General features: G+C 66.3%; 15 protein-coding genes and 1 pseudogene. 9 read left to right on the forward strand and 7 right to left on the reverse strand.

The features are described from left to right. Positions 1-4 precede the first annotated feature (4 nt). The 6 genes from AC1RLU_RS07580 to AC1RLU_RS07605 all read right to left on the reverse strand — a co-directional run bounded on the left by AC1RLU_RS07580 (position 5) and on the right by AC1RLU_RS07605 (position 5,916). Positions 5-799 (reverse strand): ABC transporter permease, encoded by a 795-nt coding sequence (locus AC1RLU_RS07580; RefSeq protein ID WP_142115850.1) that lies wholly within the window; start codon positions 797-799, stop codon positions 5-7. An 11-nt stretch (positions 800-810) separates the two neighbouring features. Further along, positions 811-1,683: an ABC transporter permease gene (locus AC1RLU_RS07585; RefSeq protein ID WP_492794803.1), complete on the reverse strand. Its 873-nt coding sequence runs from the start codon at positions 1,681-1,683 to the stop codon at positions 811-813. After that, positions 1,676-2,743 (reverse strand): ABC transporter ATP-binding protein, encoded by a 1,068-nt coding sequence (locus AC1RLU_RS07590; RefSeq protein WP_492794805.1) that lies wholly within the window; start codon positions 2,741-2,743, stop codon positions 1,676-1,678. Before AC1RLU_RS07590 ends, AC1RLU_RS07585 begins: the two co-directional genes overlap by 8 nt. Before the next feature lie 49 nt (positions 2,744-2,792). Further along, positions 2,793-3,875 (reverse strand): ABC transporter substrate-binding protein, encoded by a 1,083-nt coding sequence (locus tag AC1RLU_RS07595; RefSeq protein ID WP_492794807.1) that lies wholly within the window; start codon positions 3,873-3,875, stop codon positions 2,793-2,795. Between the two features lie 159 nt (positions 3,876-4,034). Further along, a complete protein-coding gene (locus AC1RLU_RS07600) occupies positions 4,035-4,958 on the reverse strand; it encodes a LysR substrate-binding domain-containing protein (RefSeq protein WP_200959582.1) in 924 nt (307 codons plus the stop codon). Between the two features lie 37 nt (positions 4,959-4,995). Beyond that, the gene (locus AC1RLU_RS07605) at positions 4,996-5,916 is read right to left on the reverse strand and encodes a LysR substrate-binding domain-containing protein (protein WP_113587414.1); all 921 of its coding nucleotides are present in this window, start codon (positions 5,914-5,916) and stop codon (positions 4,996-4,998) included. A gap of 225 nt (positions 5,917-6,141) precedes the next feature. On the opposite strand from AC1RLU_RS07605, the gene AC1RLU_RS07610 reads away from it, so the two are divergent. The 9 genes and pseudogenes from AC1RLU_RS07610 to AC1RLU_RS07650 all read left to right on the forward strand — a co-directional run bounded on the left by AC1RLU_RS07610 (position 6,142) and on the right by AC1RLU_RS07650 (position 18,507). Continuing rightward, the gene (locus tag AC1RLU_RS07610; protein WP_061963765.1) at positions 6,142-6,438 is read left to right on the forward strand and encodes a (2Fe-2S)-binding protein; all 297 of its coding nucleotides are present in this window, start codon (positions 6,142-6,144) and stop codon (positions 6,436-6,438) included. Continuing rightward, positions 6,435-7,835 carry an FAD-dependent oxidoreductase gene (locus AC1RLU_RS07615; protein WP_492794810.1) on the forward strand — a complete coding sequence of 467 codons (1,401 nt, stop codon included), beginning with the start codon at positions 6,435-6,437 and terminating at the stop codon, positions 7,833-7,835. Before AC1RLU_RS07610 ends, AC1RLU_RS07615 begins: the two co-directional genes overlap by 4 nt. Beyond that, positions 7,832-8,962, forward strand: a complete 1,131-nt coding sequence (locus AC1RLU_RS07620; protein ID WP_492794812.1) for an NAD(P)/FAD-dependent oxidoreductase — start codon at positions 7,832-7,834, stop codon at positions 8,960-8,962. The genes AC1RLU_RS07615 and AC1RLU_RS07620 overlap by 4 nt, the downstream gene beginning before the upstream one ends. A 30-nt stretch (positions 8,963-8,992) precedes the next feature. Continuing rightward, entirely contained in the window at positions 8,993-11,038 is a 2,046-nt protein-coding gene (locus AC1RLU_RS07625) for a hydantoinase/oxoprolinase family protein (RefSeq protein WP_492794814.1), read from the forward strand. A 10-nt stretch (positions 11,039-11,048) separates the two neighbouring features. After that, entirely contained in the window at positions 11,049-12,812 is a 1,764-nt protein-coding gene (locus tag AC1RLU_RS07630; RefSeq protein WP_492794815.1) for a hydantoinase B/oxoprolinase family protein, read from the forward strand. A 393-nt stretch (positions 12,813-13,205) separates the two neighbouring features. Continuing rightward, positions 13,206-14,777: an ABC transporter substrate-binding protein gene (locus AC1RLU_RS07635; RefSeq protein ID WP_492794816.1), complete on the forward strand. Its 1,572-nt coding sequence runs from the start codon at positions 13,206-13,208 to the stop codon at positions 14,775-14,777. A gap of 26 nt (positions 14,778-14,803) precedes the next feature. After that, on the forward strand, positions 14,804-15,757 hold the full coding sequence (locus tag AC1RLU_RS07640) for an ABC transporter permease (RefSeq protein WP_492794817.1): 954 nt from the start codon (positions 14,804-14,806) through the stop codon (positions 15,755-15,757). Continuing rightward, positions 15,754-16,572, forward strand: a pseudogene (locus tag AC1RLU_RS07645) (ABC transporter permease); the annotation flags it as partial. The gene AC1RLU_RS07640 and the pseudogene AC1RLU_RS07645, both read left to right, overlap by 4 nt. Positions 16,573-16,626: 54 nt before the next feature. Further along, entirely contained in the window at positions 16,627-18,507 is a 1,881-nt protein-coding gene (locus tag AC1RLU_RS07650) for an ABC transporter ATP-binding protein (RefSeq protein ID WP_492795236.1), read from the forward strand. Between the two features lie 98 nt (positions 18,508-18,605). Here AC1RLU_RS07650 and guaA read toward each other — a convergent pair whose 3' ends face one another. After that, a complete protein-coding gene (gene guaA, locus AC1RLU_RS07655) occupies positions 18,606-20,174 on the reverse strand; it encodes a glutamine-hydrolyzing GMP synthase (protein ID WP_492794818.1) in 1,569 nt (522 codons plus the stop codon). Positions 20,175-20,194 lie beyond the last annotated feature (20 nt).

Genomic DNA, 20,194 nt, shown 5'->3' on the forward strand with positions numbered 1-20,194 from the left:
TCGGCTATTTCTTTCCGATGAGAACCCTGTCCAGGCCGACCATGCGGTCGAGGATGAACATGAAGGCCATCGTTCCCAGGATCAGGATGGTGGAGACCGACGTCGTCACCGGGTCCGTGAGCTGGGATATGCGGTTGTAGAGCGCGACGGGCAGCGTCGTGGTTCCGGGCGTCGCGACGAAGATCGTCATCGTGACCTCGTCGAAGCTCTGGATGAAGGCGAGCACCCATCCCGCCGCGACGCCCGGCAGGATGAGCGGCAGGAGAATGCGGCGGAAGGCGACCGCTCGCGAGGCTCCGAGCGACCGGGCGGCCGTCTCCGCATCACGTTCGAGCCCGATCACGGCGGCGAGCGTCAGCCGCAGCGAGTACGGCACGACGGTGATCGCATGAACGAGCACCAGGGCCACGAAGGAGCCGGTCCACTCCATGATCGAGAAAAAGCGCAGGAAGGCGACGCCGAGCACGACATGGGGGATCATCAGCGGCGACATCAGGAACGCCATCAACCCGTCGCGTCCGAAAAACCGATGACGGGCGATCGCGAGCGCCGCGGGCACGGCGACGATCGTCGCCAATGTCGCCGAGGCCAGACCGAGCCAGATCGACAGCCAGAACGCGCTGATGAGTTCCGGCGCGGCCAGGATTTCCCGATACCAGCGCAGCGACATGCCGTCGAAGGGCATCGACAGGTATTCCTTGTCGGAGAGCGAGACCAGCATCACCACGACCAGCGGCGCCAGGATGAACACGGTGAGCAGCGCATGGAAGACCAGCGCCAGCGGCCCGTTCCTTGAGATGTCCCGGCCGCTCATGCGAACACCTGCTTGAAACGCCGCTCGACGAGCCGGTTGCAGCCGACGATGATCAGGATGTTGGCAAACAGCAGCAGCACCGCGATCGCGGCTCCGAGCGGCCAATTCAGCGAGTTGAAGAACTCGTCGTAGAGCGTGGTGGCGACGACCTTGACCCTGCGCCCGCCGATGATCGCCGGGGTGGCATAGGCCGATGCCGCCAGGGCGAAGACGATGATGGCTCCGGACAGGATGCCGGGCATCAGTTGCGGCAGCATGATGCGGCGGAAGGTGGTGAAAGGTCCCGCTCCGAGCGAGCGGGCCGCGTGCTCGATCTGCCCGTCGAGGCGCTGCATGGCGCTCCACACGGCGATGACCATGAAGGGCAGGAAAACATGGGTCAGGACGATGATGACGCCCGTCATCGAGAACAGCAGCCGGATCGGCTCGTCCACCAGACCGAGCCCGCGAAGCACCGTGTTCACCACGCCCTGGCTGCCGAGCAGCACCGACCAGCCCAGCGTGCGCACGACGACGGAGATCAGCAGCGGCCCGAGAATCACGACGAAGAAGGTGCCGCGCCAGATCGGCTTCATCTTGGCGAGGATCAGGGTCTCGGGCACCCCGAGGACGATGCAGATCAGCGTGACGGCGAGCGCCATCCCGCCCGTCCGCAGGAAGATTTCCCGGTAGTAGCCGTCGAGCAGGACTTCGAGATAGTTGCCGAAACCATAGCTCTGCTGGATGCCGCGCATGCCGTCGAAGGCGTTGAACGACAGGATCGCAGTCAGAACCAGCGGAATGGCCAGCAAGGCGAGAAAGAGCGCGAGAGCCGGCAGCGAGAGCAGCCAGGGCAGGCCGCGGCTGGTCTGGTGGGTCGAGCTAGCCATCGGAACGCTCCGTCGCGATGACGCGCAGATCCTCGGCGTTCCAGCTCACTCCGATCGTTTCCCCCTCCTCGGCCTGCACCGTCCCGGTATTCTGCTGGGTGATACGAAGCATGCCGAGTTCGGTCTCGATTTCGTAGATCCACGACCCGCCGAGGAACAGGCGGGTATTGACACGCCCCGGGAGGGTGGCCTGGTCCGGAGAGCCGAGGCGCAGGCGCTCCGGACGGACGAACACGGCGATCTCGGGCGTCACCTGATCTTTCGCGACCTTGGTCCGGAACGAGGTCGGTCCGACCCGGACGGTCGCCTCGTCGGCGATCCGGCTTTCGATCCGTCCGCTCAGCACGTTCGTGTGCCCCAGGAAGCTCGAAGCGAATTGCGATGCCGGCCTGTCGTAGACCTCCTGCGGCGTGCCGAGCTGCGCGATCCCGCCATTCGTCATGACGGCGATCCGGTCGCTCATCGTCATCGCCTCGACCTGATCGTGGGTGACGAGGATCGCTGTGATGCCGAGCCGCCGCTGCAGGGACCGGAGCTCGACATGCATCTCGCCGCGAAGCTTGGCGTCGAGATTCGACATCGGCTCATCCAGCAGGAGAACCCGCGGACGGATGGCCAGGGCGCGGGCGATGGCGACACGCTGGCGCTGGCCACCGGACAGCTCGCTGGGATAACGCCCCTCGAGACCAGCCAGGCGGACCATCGCCAGGGCCTCTTCGACCCGTCGCTTCAGCTCACCGCGCTCGACCCGGCGCATCTCGAGGCCGAAGCCGATATTCTGGGCCACGTTCATATGCGGAAAGAGCGCATAGCTCTGGAAGACGACGCCCATGTCGCGCTTCTCCGGCGCGATGCTGGTCAGGTCCTGCCCGTCGACGACGATGCTCCCTGTCGTCGGCGGAACGAAGCCCGCCACCATCTGCAGGGTCGTCGTCTTGCCGCAGCCCGATGGGCCGAGCAGCGAGAGGAATTCGCCTTCGTTCACATCCAGGTCCACGCCGCGAACGGCCTGGACCGGGCCATAGCTCTTCGACAGGGCGCGCAGAGACAAACTGCTCATTTCGATGGGCCTTCGCTTCGACGGCTGCGGAGATCGGGCGCTTGCGCCCTTATCTCTCGATCGTGCGGTTCCAGCGATTGGTCCACTCGGCGCGGTTCTTGTTGATCTCGCTCCACTTGACCGAGATCATCCTGCCGACGCGCTCATCGCCGTAGGGGACCTGCGTAGCCAGCTTGTCATCCAGCCTGGTCTGGCGATTGGTGGGGCCGAAGCCTTCCGTGGCCAGCTTCGCCTGGATCTCGGGCGTGACGAGATATTGCAGGAAAGCCTGCGATGCTTCGGGAAGACTGTTCTGGACCACCGGGCAGGCACCGAGCACGAGCGCGGGCGTCCCCTCCTTCGGATACACGAACTCCATCGGGAAGCCGGTGCTCTTCAGTGCGATCGCGCGGCTGCTGCCCCAAACGGCTACGTCGACATCGTTGTTCTGGAACATCTCGGCGAGCTTCGCGGGCGAGGAAGACCAGCTCAGGACGTTCGGCGCCAGCGATTTCCGGATGGAGTCGAAGCCGGGCTCGATATTGCTCTCGTCGCCGCCGTTGATGCGGGCGAACATCACGAGCGTATGGACTCCGTAGGTGCCGGACAGCGAGGAAGCGGTCAGGCGCCCCTCCAGCTTCCTGTCGGTCAGGTCCTTCCAGGAGGTCGGCGCCGGCCAACCCTTCTTCTTGTAGTTCGCTGCATTGTAGGCGATGCCGGTCGCCACCAGCCCGACGCCGATGCCATTTCCGCCGAACTGGGCGAACGGATAGATATCCTTGTAGATCGGGGCGTCGCTCAGCTTGTCGCAATAGCCGAACTGGATCGCCTGATAGAGCGGCCCGTCATCGAAGATGGCGACATTGATCTCCTGCTTGCCGGCCTGAGCCTGCAGCTTCGCGACGATCTCGCTCGAAATCCCAGGAACGTAAGTAATCTTGACGTTATGCTTGGATTCGAACTCGGGAATGATCTGGCTTTGGAAGAGTTTCTGCGTGCTGCCGCCGGGGCCGGCGACATACATGGTTTGCTGAGCCAATGCGGGGGAAGCAAAAGCCAGGGTTCCCGCCAGCAACAGATTACGAAATCGATTCATGACCCCTCCGAATTTTTTATCTGATCTGAGATGCGGCGCGCGCTCCTCCCGCACCACGATCTCATGAGCAGGCAGGCTATGAACCGCCTGTCATTAGAGCAAATAGAAATACACCGGGGGTCTATGCAGTTATGATATAGGCTTCGCCTTCCGCCGCCGCGGATTTCCAGGCCCCGTTCCGGGAGCGGATTGACGCCCGTCCCGGCGCGGTTTTCGCTATTTTTTGCCGCGCTCCCGCACAGCCGAGAGGGCTGCCTTCTCCTCCATCGTCACGGCCTTGAGGATCTCGATGAAGCTGGCGACCAAACGGTTTTCCGGACGCCCCTTCGGATAGATCAGCAAGGCTTCATGCTTGATCGAGGGGCGGAAGGGGCGCATGACGACGCCCAGATGCCGGTAGTCCTGCGCCGCGAGTGGATTGACGATCGCCACGCCGAGCCCTTGTGCGACCAGCGAGCAGGTGATCGTACTGAACGGCGTTTCCAGGGTGATGCGCCGATCGATTCCGGCCTTCGAGAACACCTCGTCGACGTTCGAACGGCCGTGGTCGTTCTGCGCGAAGGAGATATAGGGCTCGTCGGCGAGATCGGCCGGGCGCACCGCCGCCTTGCCGGCCAGACGATGCTCCGCCGGCATCAGGCAGACCCCGTCGACGCTGTAGAGTTCCTCGCTGGAAAACCCGTAATTCTCGTAGAGATGCGATACGATTCCGACATCGCAGGACATTTCATCCACCCATTGCGACACCGCCGCCGAATGTCCCGCATGAATCGAAATGCCGGTTTCCGGATAGATTTCGGCAAACCGCTTGATCGAGCGCGGGATCAGGCCATGTGCCAGGGTCTGGATCGATCCGATCCGCAGAAGGCCTCCGCTGAACCGGCGAATCCGGTTTGCCGCCTCCTCCAGTCGCCGGAGGCCGTGGAAGCTGCGCTGAACCTCGTTGAAGAACGACAAGCCGTCCGTCGTCGGCACGACCTTTCCCGGCATTCGCTCGAACAGCTGTAACCCCGCGGCCTTTTCCAGTTGAGCGATCGAGCGGCTCACATTCGGCTGCGACGTGTGGAGAATCCGGGCGGCGGCCGTGGTCGATCCGGTGATCATGACCGCGCGAAAGGCCTCGATGTGAGAAAACCGCACTCCCTTGCGCTCCCTTAAGGCGATGTCGTGAACGGGTTCAGCTCCAGCTTTTCGCGAGATCGTCGACGAAGCTCGTCGCCATCATCCTGGCTTCGGTCGCGAATTCCGAGATGAGCGGGAGATTCCGCGCATCGCGCCCGAAGCAGACCAGGAAGTCCAGCGGTATGGTCGGCTCGAACGGCCTGACGACCACCTGCTTTTCCACGCCTGCGATGAAGAGCGGATGGACGAGCGACACGCCGAGGCCGGCTGCGACGAAATGGCAAAGCGTCGAATTCGAATCGGCCGTCAGGACGACATTGGATCGAACGTCATAGGCGTCGAACATCGCCGAAACCTTCTGCCCCGTATAGGTTTCCGTGTTGAAGGCGACGAACGGGACACCGTTCAGATCATCGGGGCGGACGACCTTGCGCTCGGCGAGCGGATGCCCCAGCGGCATGATGCAGAGCAGCGGGTGCTCGAACAGCGGTTCGGTGACGATGAACGGGTTCTCGACGCGGGCGGTGACGATCCCGATGTCGAGGACGCGCGTCAGGACGTATTCGGGAATCCATTGCGAGCTGGGCGACTTGATCCAGCAATAGACATTCGGATTGCGCTTGAGGAAGCTCATCGTGGTGCGCTGGATATACGCGCCGCTGAGCGCCGGGATCACGCCCACGACCAGGCGCCCCTGATCTTCGCGCTTGATCAATCCGATCGCGCTTTCGACCTGGCGCACCCCGACGAAGATCCGGGCGACCTCCTCATGCAGCCGCAAGCCCTGCGCAGTGGGAACCAGCCGGCCCTTGTAGCGATCGAAAAGCTTGAGACCGTTGTCCTTCTCCAATTGCATCAGGAGCTTACTCGCCGCCGGCTGCGAGATGTAGAGCGCCTCGGCCGCGCGACTGACCGTGCCGTGCTCGATCAGAGCCTTGAAGATCTCGATCTGCCTCAGGTTGAGCGCGCGGGGCATACTATAACTCTGGGAATAGAGTGCGGTCAGATTTCTATTGGACATAATAGTATGCCGCTCCCTACCGTCGTCAACACGGAGGGAACATTATGCGTGGGTCAAGGCTGACGAGGCATTTCGGGGCGGCAAGGCGCGCCTCGGCCGGATCCCGGGCCGGATCATGGCCCCTGGCGACCGGCCGTTAAGAGCCGCGGCCCCGCGTCAAGACATCCGGAAGGCATTTTCATGTTCAGGAAGCTGGATCAGGACACGGGCAGTTCGCTGACGGTCCATGTCGATGGACATCCCGTCCTCGCCATCGCCGGTGAAAGCGTTGCGGCCGTGCTCCTGCGGCAGGCGCCGTTCTGGGCGCGGACAACGCCGGTTTCGGGCGCGCGGCGTGCCCCCTACTGCATGATGGGCGTGTGCTTCGACTGCCTCGCGGTGGTCGACGGCGTGTCGTCGGTCCAGACCTGCCTCGCGCCGGTTCGCGAAGGCATGCGTATCGAGCGCCAGCAGGGCCGGCCGGACGTGACATCATGAGCCGGCGTGTCGATCTCCTCATCGTCGGGGCCGGCCCGGCCGGAATGTCGGCAGCCGTCGTCGCCAAGCGGCACGGTCTGGATGTGCTCGTCGTCGACGAACAGCCCTCGCCCGGCGGGCAGATCTGGCGGAATATCGAGACCGTGTCCGCAACCTCGCGGGTCGACCTTCTCGGCAAGGCCTATGCCGAAGGTGCGGCCGTGGTCCGGCAGTTTCGCGCCAGCGGTGTCGATTACGAGCCGGGCACGCAGGTCTGGCATGTCGAGGCGGGAGCCCGCGCCTTCCTGCGCCGCGGCGGCTCCGCCAGCTCCGTCGCAGCCGATCGCGTGCTGTTGGCGACGGGCGCGCAGGAACGCCCGGTTCCCTTCCCCGGCTGGACGCTGCCGGGCGTGATGACGGTCGGCGCGGCACAGATCGTCCTGAAGTCCTCGGGCCAGGTTCCCGACAAGCCGGTCTGGATCGCCGGCTCCGGTCCGCTTCCACTGCTCTATGCGGTCCAGCTGCTGCAGGCAGGGGGGCAGATCGCCGGCTTCCTCGATACCACGCCCCCCGGGCGGGCCGTGGCAGCCATGGCGGCATTGCCCGCGGCCCTGTTCGGCGCGCCGGGCGATCTCCTGAAGGGGCTGGGCTGGATCATCCGGCTCAGGCGGCAGGTGCCCTATGTCCGGCATGTCGCCGAGATCGAGGCGATCGGCGAGCACGGACTCGAAAGCATCCGCTACGTCACGGCCGACGGCCGCGCCGCGACTGTTCCGGCTGACCTTCTCCTCGTCCATGAAGGCCTCGTCCCGACGATCCATCCGACCCTCGCGCTCGGCTGCCGGCACGTCTGGAACAGCGAGCAGGACAGTTTTGCCCCCGAACTGGATGGCTGGGGGGAGACGTCGGAGCGGCATGTCTTCGTCGCGGGAGACGGGGCGGGCATCGGTGGCGCCAGGGCCGCCTGCCTGCGGGGCGAACTCGCAGCTCTCGGGATCGCGGCCAGCACGGGCCGGCTGTCCGAAGCGGCAGCGGAAGCCCTCGCGAAGCCGATCCGCTCCCGCCTGGCGCAGGCGCTGTCGCCACGCGCGTTCCTCGATCGTCATTACCGCCCGCGATCGGCCGTCTTCGTTCCACCGGACCGGACCATCGCCTGCCGCTGCGAGGAGGTTCGCGTCGCAGCGATCCGCGAGCAGGTCAGCGCCAGCCGGCCCGGGCCGAACCAGGTCAAGGCCTTCACGCGCGTTGGCATGGGCCCGTGCCAGGGCCGCCAGTGCGGCTATACGGTCGCCCATGTACTTGCGGCCGCCGAAGGGCGGGCCGTGCCCGATCTCGGGCTCTACAGGGTCCGCCCGCCGCTCAAGCCGGTCACGCTGGGCGAGCTCGCCGCGCTCGACATGATGGATTCCGAGCCATGAGCGGGACGGCCATCGACACGCTCGTCATCGGCGGCGGGCTTCACGGCCTGTCGGCCGCCCTGCATCTGGCGCGCGCAGGTCGCCGCGTCACGATCCTCGAGAAATCCTGGGTCGGGCGTCACGCGTCGGGAGCGAGCGCTGCCGGTGTCCGCACGCTCAACCGCGATCCCGCCGAGATCCCGATCTCCCTCGAAGCCATGGAGATGTGGCACGGCATCGCGGGGCTCGTTGGAGACAGCTGCGGCTTCCACGCCCATGGCCAGCTCAATATCGCCGAACACGCGCACCACCTGCCCAGGCTCGAGAGCCGTCTCGCCCGCATGCGGGAGGCCGGGTACGAGCACGAGGAGCTGATCGACCGGGCCGAGCTGCTGAAGCTCGTGCCGGCGATCTCGCCGCACTGCGTGGGAGCCCTGATCGCCCGGCGCGACGGTGCGGCGGACCCGCACCGGACGCTGCAGGCGTTCCGAAAGAGCGCCGAGGCGGCGGGCGTGACGATCCACGAGGGCGTCGGGGTCGATGTGATCGAACAGGCAGGGGACGATTGGCGCCTGCGCACGCCTGCCGGGGATTTCGTCGCGCCGACGGTGATCAATGCCGCCGGTGCCTGGGCGGGCAAGATCGCCGCGATGCTGGGCGACGACATCCCGCTCGGGCTCAAGGCCTCGATGATGATCGTCACCGAGCGCATCGCGCCGCTGCTCAAGCCCGTGATCAGCATCGTCGGGCGGCCACTCTCGTTCAAGCAGTCCGAGCAGGGAACGCTGGTCATCGGCGGCGGGCTGCAGGGCCGGGCCGATATCGAGGCCCAGAAGAGCTTCGTCGACTTCCAGGAACTCGCCAAGGGCGCGCGCGCCGCGACGGACCTGTTCCCCTCCATCAGCGCGCTGCGCATCGTCAGGACCTGGGCCGGCATGGAAGCGACAACGAAGGATCACCTGCCGGTGATCTGCGCTTCGCCGAACGCGAAGGGGGCCTTTCACGCCTTCGGCTTCTCGGGACACGGCTTCCAGCTCGTGCCGGTGGTCGGCGCGATCATGGCCGATCTCGTCATCCGCGGCAGCACAGAACGATCGATCGAGGGCTTCGGCGCCAAGCGGCTCATGCAACAGCGCGCGGCGGCGTGATGCCGGACAACCATAAGGAGTGAAGGCGAGATGTACCGGATCGGTGTGGACGTGGGCGGGACATTCACGGACTTCGTCATGGTCAATACGGAGGGCGGCCCGACAGCCTTCCACAAGGTGCCGTCGACGCCGGACGACCCGTCGCGGGCGATCGCGTCGGGCATCGTCGAGATGCTTACGCTCAACGCGGTTTCACCGGAGGATGTCGGCTATGTCGGCCATGGCACCACCGTCGCCACCAACATGGTGATCGAGCGGCGCGGCGTTCCGACCGGCCTCCTGACCACCAAGGGCTTTCGCGACGTGCTGGCGATCGGCCGCCAGACCCGGCCCTCGCTATTCGACTGGTCGGTGCGCAAGCCCGAGGAACTGGTCGAGCGGCATCGCCGGGTCGAGGTCGACGAGCGTCTTGACAAATCCGGGACGACCTTGGCGGCGCCGGACCTCGCGGCGGTGGAGAAGCTCATCGTCCAGCTACGGGACAGCGGCGTCAAGGCTGTGGCGGTCGGCTTCCTGCACTCCTACCGCAACCCGGAGCACGAGCGGGCGGTGCGCGACCTGATCAAGCGTGTCGCGCCCGAGCTCTATGTCAGCGTCTCCTCCGAGGTCGTCGCCGAATTCCGCGAGTACGAGCGGTTCTCGACCACCGTGCTCAACGCCTATGTCGGCCCGCATACCCAGAAATACCTGCACCGGCTGCGCGAGAAGATCGCGTCCTCCGGCATCAAGGTCGAGCCGCTGACCTTCCACTCAAATGGCGGGCTCCTGCCGGTGCAGACCGTCGAGGAACTGCCGGTGCTGACCTGCCTCTCGGGACCGGCGGCCGGGGTGATCGGCTCGGCCCGGATCGGCGCCGAGATCGGCGAGAGCGAGATCATCACCTTCGATGTCGGCGGCACCAGCACCGACGTGTCGCTGATCACCGGCGGGCGGGCGCAGTTCACCTCCAGCCGGCTGGTCGCGGGGCATCCGGTCAGGATGCCGATGGTCGACATCCATGTCATCGGCGCGGGCGGCGGCAGCATCGCACGGCTCGACGATGCCGGCGCGCTGAAGGTCGGCCCGACCAGCGCCGGCGCGATGCCGGGGCCGATCTCCTATCTGCGCGGCGGCACCGAGGTCACGCTGACCGACGCCAATATCGTGCTCGGCCGGCTGAACCCCGTGGCTCTGCTCGAGGGGCGGATGAAGGTCGATCGCGGTCTGGCCTATGCGGCGATCCGCAGCCAGATCGCCGATCCGCTCGGCATCTCCGTCGAGGACGCCGCGCATGGCGTCGTCAGCATCGCCACCGCCAATATGAGCCGGGCGATCCGCTCGGTCTCGATCGAGCACGGGCACGATCTCGCCGGTTTCACGCTCTTCGCCTTCGGCGGCGCCGGCCCCCTGCACGCCGCCGATGTCGCGGAAGAGTGCGGCCTCAACAAGATCGTCGTGCCGCAGGAGCCCGGCACGCTCTGCGCGCGCGGCGTCCTGCTGTCGGATCTCAGCCGCGACTACGTCCGCACGGCCCTGGTCCGCGTGAACGACGAAAGCTGGGCCGAGCTCGTCGCGCTCGGCGCCGAACTCTCCGCGGCCGGACGCACCTGGCTCGCCACGGAAGCCATTCCCGATGCGGCCAAGGAGCTGCATTTCACACTCGATGCGCGCTATCGCGGCCAGAGCCACTACATCCCGGTGCCTCTCGACACGCTGAGCGACGGCGCGCTCGACGCATTCGCGAGCAGCTTCCATCGCGCCCATGCCGACCAGTTCGGCTACAGCCTGGAGGGCCGCGACATCGAGGTCGTCAATGTCCGGCTCAAGGCAGTCTGCCACGTCAGGAAGGGCGAGAGCGTCGCTCCCGCGCAGGGTTCATCGCTCGATGCCGCCCGGATCGAGACGCGCCAGGTCTATCTCGGCCCGGAGCGCGGCTGGGTCCACACCCCGATCTATCGGCGCGCGCTCCTGCCCGCCGGCGTGCCGTTCGAGGGGCCGGCGATCGTCGAGGAGATGAGCGGCACGACCGTCGTCCTCCCGCGCCAGAGCGCCGAGGTCGACGGCTTCGGCAACATCCATATCACGCTGCAGCGTTGAGGACCCGATCATGACGATGCCCAACAGAGCTGCCGGGTCGATCGCCGGTTTCGATGCGATCGCGATGGAGGTCTTCGCCAACCGCCTGCTCTCGATCACCGAGACCATGGCGATCAACATGATGCGCTCGTCCTTCTCGGCGCAGATCAAGGAGCGCCGCGACTTCTCGGTCGGGCTGTTCGACGGCAAGGGCCGGCTGGTGGCGCAGGGAACGCATATCCCAGTTCATCTCGGTTCGCTGATGGGCGTGGTCGAAGGGTTGCTCAAGCGCTATCCGCGTGAGGATATCCGCCCCGGCGACGCCTTCATCTCCAACGACCCCTATGCCGCCGGCGGCACCCATCTGCCCGATATCGCGGTCGGCACCCCGGTGTTCCAGGGCGATGAGCTGATCGCCTTCGTGGTCAATATCGGCCATCACACCGATGTCGGCGGCGCCGTGCCGGGCTCGACCTCGCCGACGGCCCGCTCGATCTTCGAGGAGGGCCTGCGCCTCCCGGTGATGCGGGTCTGCCGCCAGGGCGAGGTCGACGAGGACCTGCTCAACCTGATCGCGCTGAATTCGCGCCTGCCGGAAGAGCGCCTGCTCGACCTGCGGGTCCAGATCGCGACCAATGCGCGGGGCTCCGATGCGGCGCTGGAACTGGTTCGCAGGATGGGCGTGGACGGCTTCAAGGCGCGCATCCATGACCTTCTCGCCTATACGAAACGCCGGCTCGACCTGCGCATCGCCGGGCTCGCAGCAGGAGCGCCCAGCCGCTTCACCGCCTGGCTCGACGATGACGGCCTGCCCGACGGCGAGATGGTGCCGCTTTGCGCCGCCGTCAGCGTCGAGGAAGGCAAGCTCGTGATCGATCTCACCGGCAGCGGGCCGGAGGCGCGGGGCGCGATCAACATTGCCGAGAACGCGCTCAGGGCCACGGCCTATTACTGCGTCAAGGCGCTGCTCGATCCCGAGCTCATGGCGAATTCCGGCATGATGGATTCGATCGTGCTCAGGGCGCCGGAAGGCACCATCGTCAATCCACGTTCGCCGGCGCCGGTGGGCTCGCGCACCATCGCCTGCCAGCGGCTCGCCGGCGCGATCTTCGGCGCCTTCCAGCCGCTGGTCGATCCGGACACGCGGATCGCCTCGGCCTATGACGTGCTGCCCTCCTTCGGCTTCTCCGGCCATCGCCCCGAGAACGGCAGCTTCTATATCTGCGGCGAAACGGTCGGCGGCGGCGGCGGCGGGCGCTGCGACGGCGACGGCATGGACGGGGTCCATGTCCATGTCACCAACTCGCTGAACCTGCCGACGGAGGCGATGGAGAACGAATTCCCGCTGCATGTGGAGGAATACACATTGGTCCGGGATTCCGCCGGCTGCGGCCGCTGGCGCGGCGGCATGGGCATCGCGCGCACGGTGCGGGCGCTGCATGACAGGACCAATCTCGAAGCGCGCTCGGACCGGCACAAGGCCGGTGCGCCCGGTGCGGAAGGCGGCGGGCATGGCGGCGTGGGCCGCGTCACCCGCAACCCCGGAACGTCGCGCGAGCAGGCGCTTCCCTCGAAGATCGCCCAGCTCCTGATCGACACCGGAGAGACGGTGCGCATCGCCACGCCGGGCGGCGGCGGCTTCGGGAATCCGGCCGAGCGGCCGGTCGCGCTGATCGCAGCCGATCTGCTCAACGACATCATGACCGAAGAGCACGCCCGGACAGGATATGGCGATGCGCTGGTCGACCAGGCTCTGACGCTTCTCCGGGAGGGGCGCAGGAAGTCGGCCGCGTAGCCGGCCGCGATCGCAGATCTCGCTGCTGCCGCAAGGCTCAGCGGGAAAGGCCGGCGTCTCCAGCGAGTCTCGACGCATGCCGCGAGCGCCCCGGTGCTCCGGCCACGGGCTTGGCTTCGCTGCGAAATCTATAACTTGAAGAATACAAGCCTAGAAATTTCGACTTGGACTTATAGACCGAAGATGGGGAGGCTGGCTCGGGCGCGGTGGGAAGCCTTGTGCAATGCCGCCGATCCAGTCGGCTCGCAGCCTCGGAGGGGCGCTTCGGGCCCACAGGCGGAAAAATGCTCCGCCGATGTCAACCGGAGCCGGACGGGCTCATCCGCAATGGAATGTTGGTCCTGCAGTTCGGCAGCCATGCAATTCCAACGAAAACAAAAAAGGGAGAGGGTTATGGCGAATAATCGAAGCACGTCGGACGGACGGCATTTCGCGACGGACCGTCGTCAATTCCTGCAGGGCAGTGCCGCGCTCGGTGCCGGCCTGCTCGTTCCCGCAGCCTTGTCGAAGGCCGCAAACGCAGCCGCCCCCGGTACGATCACCTATGCGTTGTCGGCCTATCCGCCGAACCTGCGCCCGTTCGACTGGTCCGGCCAGGCGGCGGTGACGGTCAAGGCCCTGCTGTTCCGCGGGCTCCTCTGCTTCGACGAGAAGGGGGCGGTGCAGCCCGAACTCGCCGAATCCTGGGAGCAGCCCGACTCCAGGACCTATCGCTTCAAGCTCCGCCCGAACGCGACCTTCCAGAACGGCAAGCCGGTCACCGCCGAAGACGTCAAGGCCTCGTTCGATGCCATCCGCGGCGAGAAGTCCACGGCCTATGTCCGCCAGGCCTTCCAGGCGGTCGAGACGATCGCAGTCGAGGATCCGAAGACCGTCCGCATCGTGCTCAAGCAGCCGACGCCCTCCTTCATCCTGGCGCTGGCCGGACAGATGGCGCCGATCGTCTTCGCCGGAAAGATGGACAATCCCGATGCCATGATCGGTGCCGGCCCCTACAAGCTGGAAAATTCGGAAAAGGGCGTATCGCTGACCTTCAAGGCGAGGACCGATTTCTACCGGCCCGGCCAGCCCGCGACCGAGACCGTCCGCTTCGTCGCCTATCCCGATGACAGCCTGCGCATCGCGGCCCTGAACGCCGGCGACGTCGACATCATCGAATATGTCCCGTGGCAGAGCATGAAGGGTCTCTCGCAGACCAAGGGGCTGACGCTCCAGAACTCGCTCGGCTCGTTCATGTACGTGGTCTTCAACCTGAAGGAGGGCCCATTCACCGATCCGAAGGTGCGCCGCGCCGTGGCTCACGCCGTCAAGCGCGAGGACATCGTCAAGGCGGCCTTCTTCGGCGCCGGCAAAGTCCTGGACGGCGTACCGCTGCCGGCCGGCTCTCCCTATGCCGTCCCGGAGCTCGAGCATCTCTGGCCCTATGATCCCGACCGCGCCCGGAGCCTGCTGAAGGAGGCCGGCGCCCAGAACGTGCAGGCGACGCTGCTGGCGACCAGCACCTATGGCTTCCACAAGGACATCGCCGAGATCATGCAGCAGCATCTGGCGGCTGTCGGCATGCAGGTGAAGCTCAGCCTGCCGGAATGGGGCGTCCGGGTCAGCCAGGGCAATGAAGGGCGCTATCATTTCGCCGTCAATGGCGGTGGGCCGGACCTCGGCGATCCCGACGATCTGACCGCCTTCTTCGGCTCCGGTTCCGATTCCTATCGCCGTTCCTTCGGCCTGTCGGACCCCAAGCTCGACGAATTGCTGAACAGGGGCCGCCACGAGAGCGACACCGCAACCCGCGTGAAGATCTATGCCGATCTGCAGCGTGCGGTCGCCGACAGCGTTCCCGTCACCTTCCTCAATTTCCGGGCGCAGGGCTGGGGCGTGCGCGACCGGGTCAAGGGCTTCAAGGTGCTGTCGGACCAGATGAACAATCAGGTCGGCATGGCCTTCGACACCGCCTCGGTCAGCTGAGCGGGCAGAGGGCACAGAGCCGCATCATGCTCGCTTACATTGTGAAAAGGTGCGCGGTGGCCGCCGTGATGATCTTCATGGTCGCCACCGCCGTGTTCATGATCCTGCATGTCGTGCCGGGTGATCCGGTCGAGGTCATGCTTTCGGCCGATGGCGGCAAGCCCGACCCCACCGTCGCGGCCGAACTGCGCACGCGCCTCGGCCTCGACCGCCCGCTCGCGGAGCAGTATGCGAGCTATCTGTCGCGCCTGGCGCGCGGCGATCTCGGCAGGAGCTTCCTCGACAACGAGCCGGTCCTGAAGAACATCGCGCAGCGCTTGCCGCGCACGCTCGAACTGATCGGCGCGGCGACGATCCTGTCCCTGCTCGTGGGAATCCCGCTCGGCGTGCTGGCCGCGCGCAACCGGGGTCGCGGGATCGACCGGGTGCTGGGCACCGCGACGAGCCTCGCCTTGTCGGTGCCGACCTTCGTGCTCGGCACCCTGTTCATCCTGGTGTTCGCGCTGCTGCTGCGCATCGCGCCGGCTGGCGGATTCGTGCCGTTCAGCCAATCCCCGGCGACGCATCTCACGCTGCTGTTGATGCCGGCAACAGCGGTCGCCGTCGGATTGTCGGCGATCATCATCCGCATGACGCGCTCGACCGTGCTCGACGTGCTCCAGCAGGACTGGGTGCGCACGGCGCGGGCGAAGGGCCTGCGGGAACCGCGTGTCCTGCGCCGCCATGTCGTGCGCAATGCGCTGGGGCCCGTCCTGACGGTGACAGGCCTCCAGATGGGCTCGATGCTCGGCGGCACCGTGCTCGTCGAGTTCATCTTCAACTGGCCGGGCATGAGCGGCTTCCTCGTCCGGGCCGTCGAGCACCGGGACTATCCCGAGGTCCAGGGGGTGGTGCTCGTCACAGCGACGCTCTTCATCCTGCTCAATCTCGTCGTCGACGTGCTTTATTCGGTTCTCGATCCGCAGGTGCGCGCGTCATGAACGGCTTGCTCACCCTGTGGCGGAATCCCAAGGCGCGCCATCTCGCGCCGTCGCTGATCGCGCTTTTCATCCTGATCCTGATCGCCGTCCTGGCGCCGGTGATCGCTCCCTACGACCCCCTGACCCTGGATATCGGCGGGCGGCTGGCACCACCCTCGGTCGAACATTGGCTGGGGCAGGACGAGTTCGGCCGCGACCTCCTGAGCCGGCTGCTCTACGGCGCGCAGGTCTCGCTCAGCGTTGCTCTCGCGACCGGGGCGGTGGCGGCCCTCGTCGGCGTCAGCGCCGGCATGATCGGCGGCTACTTCGGCGGCATCGCCGAGGTGCTCACCGTCCGCACGGCGGAGTTCATGCTGTCCTTCCCTCCGATCCTGCTGGCCCTGCTCGTCATCGCGCTGACCGGCCCCGGCACGGCGACGCTGATCGTCACGCTCTCGGTCTTCTATGCGCCGGAATTCGCCCGGATCGCCTATGGCGAGGTCCGCGCCGTCAGGCAGAAGGAATATGTCGAGGCGATGCGCGCCATCGGCGCGGGCCCGTCGCGGATCCTGCGGCGGACGATCCTGCCCAACATCGCCGCGCCGCTCTTCGTGCAGTTCTCGCTGGTTGTCGCCTCGGCGATCGTGGTCGAGTCCGGACTGAGCTTCCTCGGGCTCGGCATCGTGCCGCCGACGCCGTCCTGGGGCCTGATGATCCGCGGTGCGCGCGCCTATCTGGAGATCAATCCGCTCGGCCTGGTCTGGCCCTGCGCCGCGCTGGTGACGACGATCTTCATCGTCAACGCTCTCTGCGACGCCGTGCGCGACGTGTTCGATCCCCGCACGACCAAGCTGAAGGGCCTGCCCGAGGGCAAGGAAGGCACGGGCGGCCTGCAGGGTCGCAGCGACGTCCGCCTTCCCGAGGGCGTCCAGCTCTCCGTGGCGGGGTTGCGGACCGAGTTCGCCACGCCGAACGGCGCCGTGGCCGCAGTGAAGGACATCTCCTTCGATCTCAGGCGCGGCGAGACGCTGGCGGTGGTCGGCGAATCCGGCTCCGGCAAATCGGTCACCAGCCTGTCGATCATGGGGCTGCTGCCGAAGGGCGTCGCGCGCGTCACCGGCGGGCGGATCGCCTTCGCGGCGAAATCGGGCCGGACCTACGACCTGGCCGATCTCCCGGACGAGACGGCCTGCTCGCTGCGCGGCAGCGATATCGCCATGATCTTCCAGGAGCCGATGACCAGCCTCAACCCGGTCTACCGGATCGGCGACCAGATCGCCGAGGCCATCCTGGCGCATCGGGATTGCTCGCAGGCGGAAGCGCGCAAGCTCGCCCTGGAGATGCTGCGCAAGGTCCGTATCTCGGACCCGGAGCGCCGCCTCGACCAGTTCCCCTTCGAATTGTCGGGAGGGATGCGCCAGCGCGTGATGATCGCGCTCGCCTTGGCCTGCAAGCCGAAGCTCCTGATCGCCGACGAGCCGACCACGGCGCTCGACGTCACGATCCAGGCGCAGATCCTCGAACTCATCAAGGATCTCCAGAAGGAAGAGGGCATGGCGATCCTCTTCGTCACCCACGACATGGGCGTGGTTGCCGAGATCGCCGATCGGACCGTCGTCATGTTCAATGGCGAGGCGGTCGAAGCCGGGACCACCGCCGAGATCTTCCGGCGGCCGCAGCATCCCTACACCAAGGCGCTACTCGCCGCGGTGCCGAAGCTCGGCGCCATGAACGGCCGCGAACGGCCGATGCGCTTCCCGATCGTGGATCGCAGCACCGGCACGTCGGATATTCCGACGGAGGTTCCGGACACCGTCCGGGACCAGGAGCGCCCTCTCCTTCAGGTCAGCAATCTGACGACGCGCTTCCCGATCCGCTCCGCCATTCGCGGCCGGATCACAGGGCGTGTGCACGCGGTCGAGAACGTCTCCTTCGACCTCAGCGCGGGCGAGACCCTGGCGCTGGTCGGGGAATCCGGCTGCGGCAAGTCGACCACGGGCCGCTCCCTGCTGCGGCTGGTCGAGCCGGAAGCCGGCTCGATCCTGCTCGACGGCGTGGACGTGCTGAAGTTGGGCGCGGACGAACTGCGCGAACAGCGCCGGCGCATCCAGATGATCTTCCAGGACCCGTTCGGCAGCCTCAACCCGCGCGAGACGGTCGGCAGGGCGATCGCCGAGCCACTTGTCATCCACGGCCTCGCCACGCCGGCCAAGGCTCGGGACAAGGTCGCGGACCTGCTGGAGCGGGTCGGGCTGCAGGCCGACATGGCCCGCCGCTATCCTCACGAGTTCTCGGGGGGGCAACGCCAGCGCATCTGCATCGCTCGCGCATTGGCGCTCGAACCGCGCCTGATCGTCGCCGACGAATCCGTCTCGGCGCTGGACGTGTCGGTCAAGGCCCAGGTCGTCAACCTGATGCTCGACCTGCAGGCCCAGATGGGCCTGAGCTATGTGTTCATCTCGCATGACATGGCGGTGGTGGAGCGTGTCAGCCACCGTGTCGCGGTGATGTATCTCGGCGAGATCGTCGAGATCGGACCCCGTGCCGCGATCTTCGGCAATCCGCAGCATCCCTATACCAAACGGCTGCTCGCCGCGGTGCCGATCGCGGACCCGGAGCGTTGCCACCAACCGCGGCCCGTCTCCGACGCCGAGATCAGAAGCCCGATCAGGCCGGCCGATTTCGAACCTCCGATCCGCCAGTACCGGACAGTCTCGCCCGGGCACTCGGTCATGATCTGGGGAGACGAATGGGCGCGCGACGCAACATAGTTGCTCCGTTCCCGCCGGTCGCAGGAGCCATCCTGTTCGGCTTCAACGCGTTAGAGCGTGCCCCAACGCAATTTGGGGGGCGCCTGGAGTGACCCCAATCACTCCCACTCGATCGTGCCGGGCGGCTTGCTCGTCACGTCGTAGACGACGCGGTTGATGCCCTTGACCTCGTTGATGATGCGGGTTGCCGCGCGGCCGAGGAAATTCATGTCGAAGGGATAGAAATCCGCCGTCATGCCGTCGACAGAGGTCACGGCGCGCAGCGCGCAGACATGGTCGTAGGTGCGGTAATCGCCCATCACGCCGACGGTGCGCACCGGCAGCAGCACCGCGAAGGCCTGCCAGATCACGTCGTAGAGGCCGGCCTTGCGGATCTCGTCGAGATAGATCGCATCCGCCTTGCGCAGGATGTCGAGCTTCTCCCTGGTGATCTCGCCGGGGCAGCGGATGGCGAGGCCCGGCCCCGGGAAGGGATGGCGGCCGACGAAGGCCTCGGGCAGGCCGAGCTCGCGGCCGAGCACGCGAACCTCGTCCTTGAACAGCTCGCGCAGCGGCTCGACGAGCTTCATCTTCATGCGCTCGGGCAGGCCGCCGACATTGTGGTGGCTCTTGATCGTGACCGAAGGACCGCCGGAGAAGGAGACGCTCTCGATCACGTCGGGATAGAGCGTGCCCTGCGCCAGGAAATCGGCGCCGCCGAGCTTGGCCGCCTCGGCATCGAAGACGTCGATGAAGAGCCGGCCGATGGTCTTGCGCTTGGCTTCCGGATCGGCGCCGCACTTCGCAAGTTCGGAGAGGAAAAGCTCTTCGGCTTCAACATGAACCAGCGGGATGTTGTAGTGATCCCTGAACAGGCGGACGACCTCCTCGGCCTCGTTCATCCGCATCAGACCGTGGTCGACGAAAACACAGGTGAGCTGATCGCCGATCGCCTCGTGGATCAGCACCGCCGCCACGGCGGAGTCGACGCCACCGGAGAGCCCGCAGATGACGCGGCCGGTTCCGACCTGCTCCTTGATCTTCTTCTGCATCTCGGAGCGATAGGCCGACATGCTCCAGTCCGGCTTGCAGCCGCAGATCTCGACGACGAAGTTGCGCAGCAGCTTGCCGCCATCAGGGGTATGGACCACCTCGGGGTGGAACATCGTCGAGTAGAAACGGCGCGCTTCGTCGCTCGCCACGGCATAGGGGGCGTTCTCGGAGGTCGCCTTGACGGTGAAGCCGGCCGGGAGCTGCGTGACCCGGTCGCCATGGCTCATCCAGACCGGATAGCGGCCGCCCTGCTTCCAGACACCTTCGAACAGCGCCGAGGGCGTGACGATTTCGACATCGGCGCGGCCGAATTCGGCAGCATGCCCGCCCTCGACCTTGCCGCCGAGCTGATGCGCCATGGTCTGCTGGCCGTAGCAGATGCCCATCAGCGGGATATTGGCTGAGAAGACCGCTTCGGGAGCACGCGGGCTACCCTCGTCCGGCACCGAGGCCGGGCCTCCCGAGAAGATCACGCCCTTCGGCTTCATGCGGGCAAAGGCCTCGGAAGCGGACTGGAACGGGGCGATCTCGCAATAGACGCCGATCTCGCGGATGCGCCGCGCGATCAGCTGCGTCACCTGCGAGCCGAAATCGATGATGAGGATGGAGTCGTGATGGGGTTGAGCGCTCGTCATCGCGTTCCGTTAATGGATCG

The sequence above is a fragment of the Allobosea sp. GW822-FHT05A11 genome (assembly GCF_058800455.1).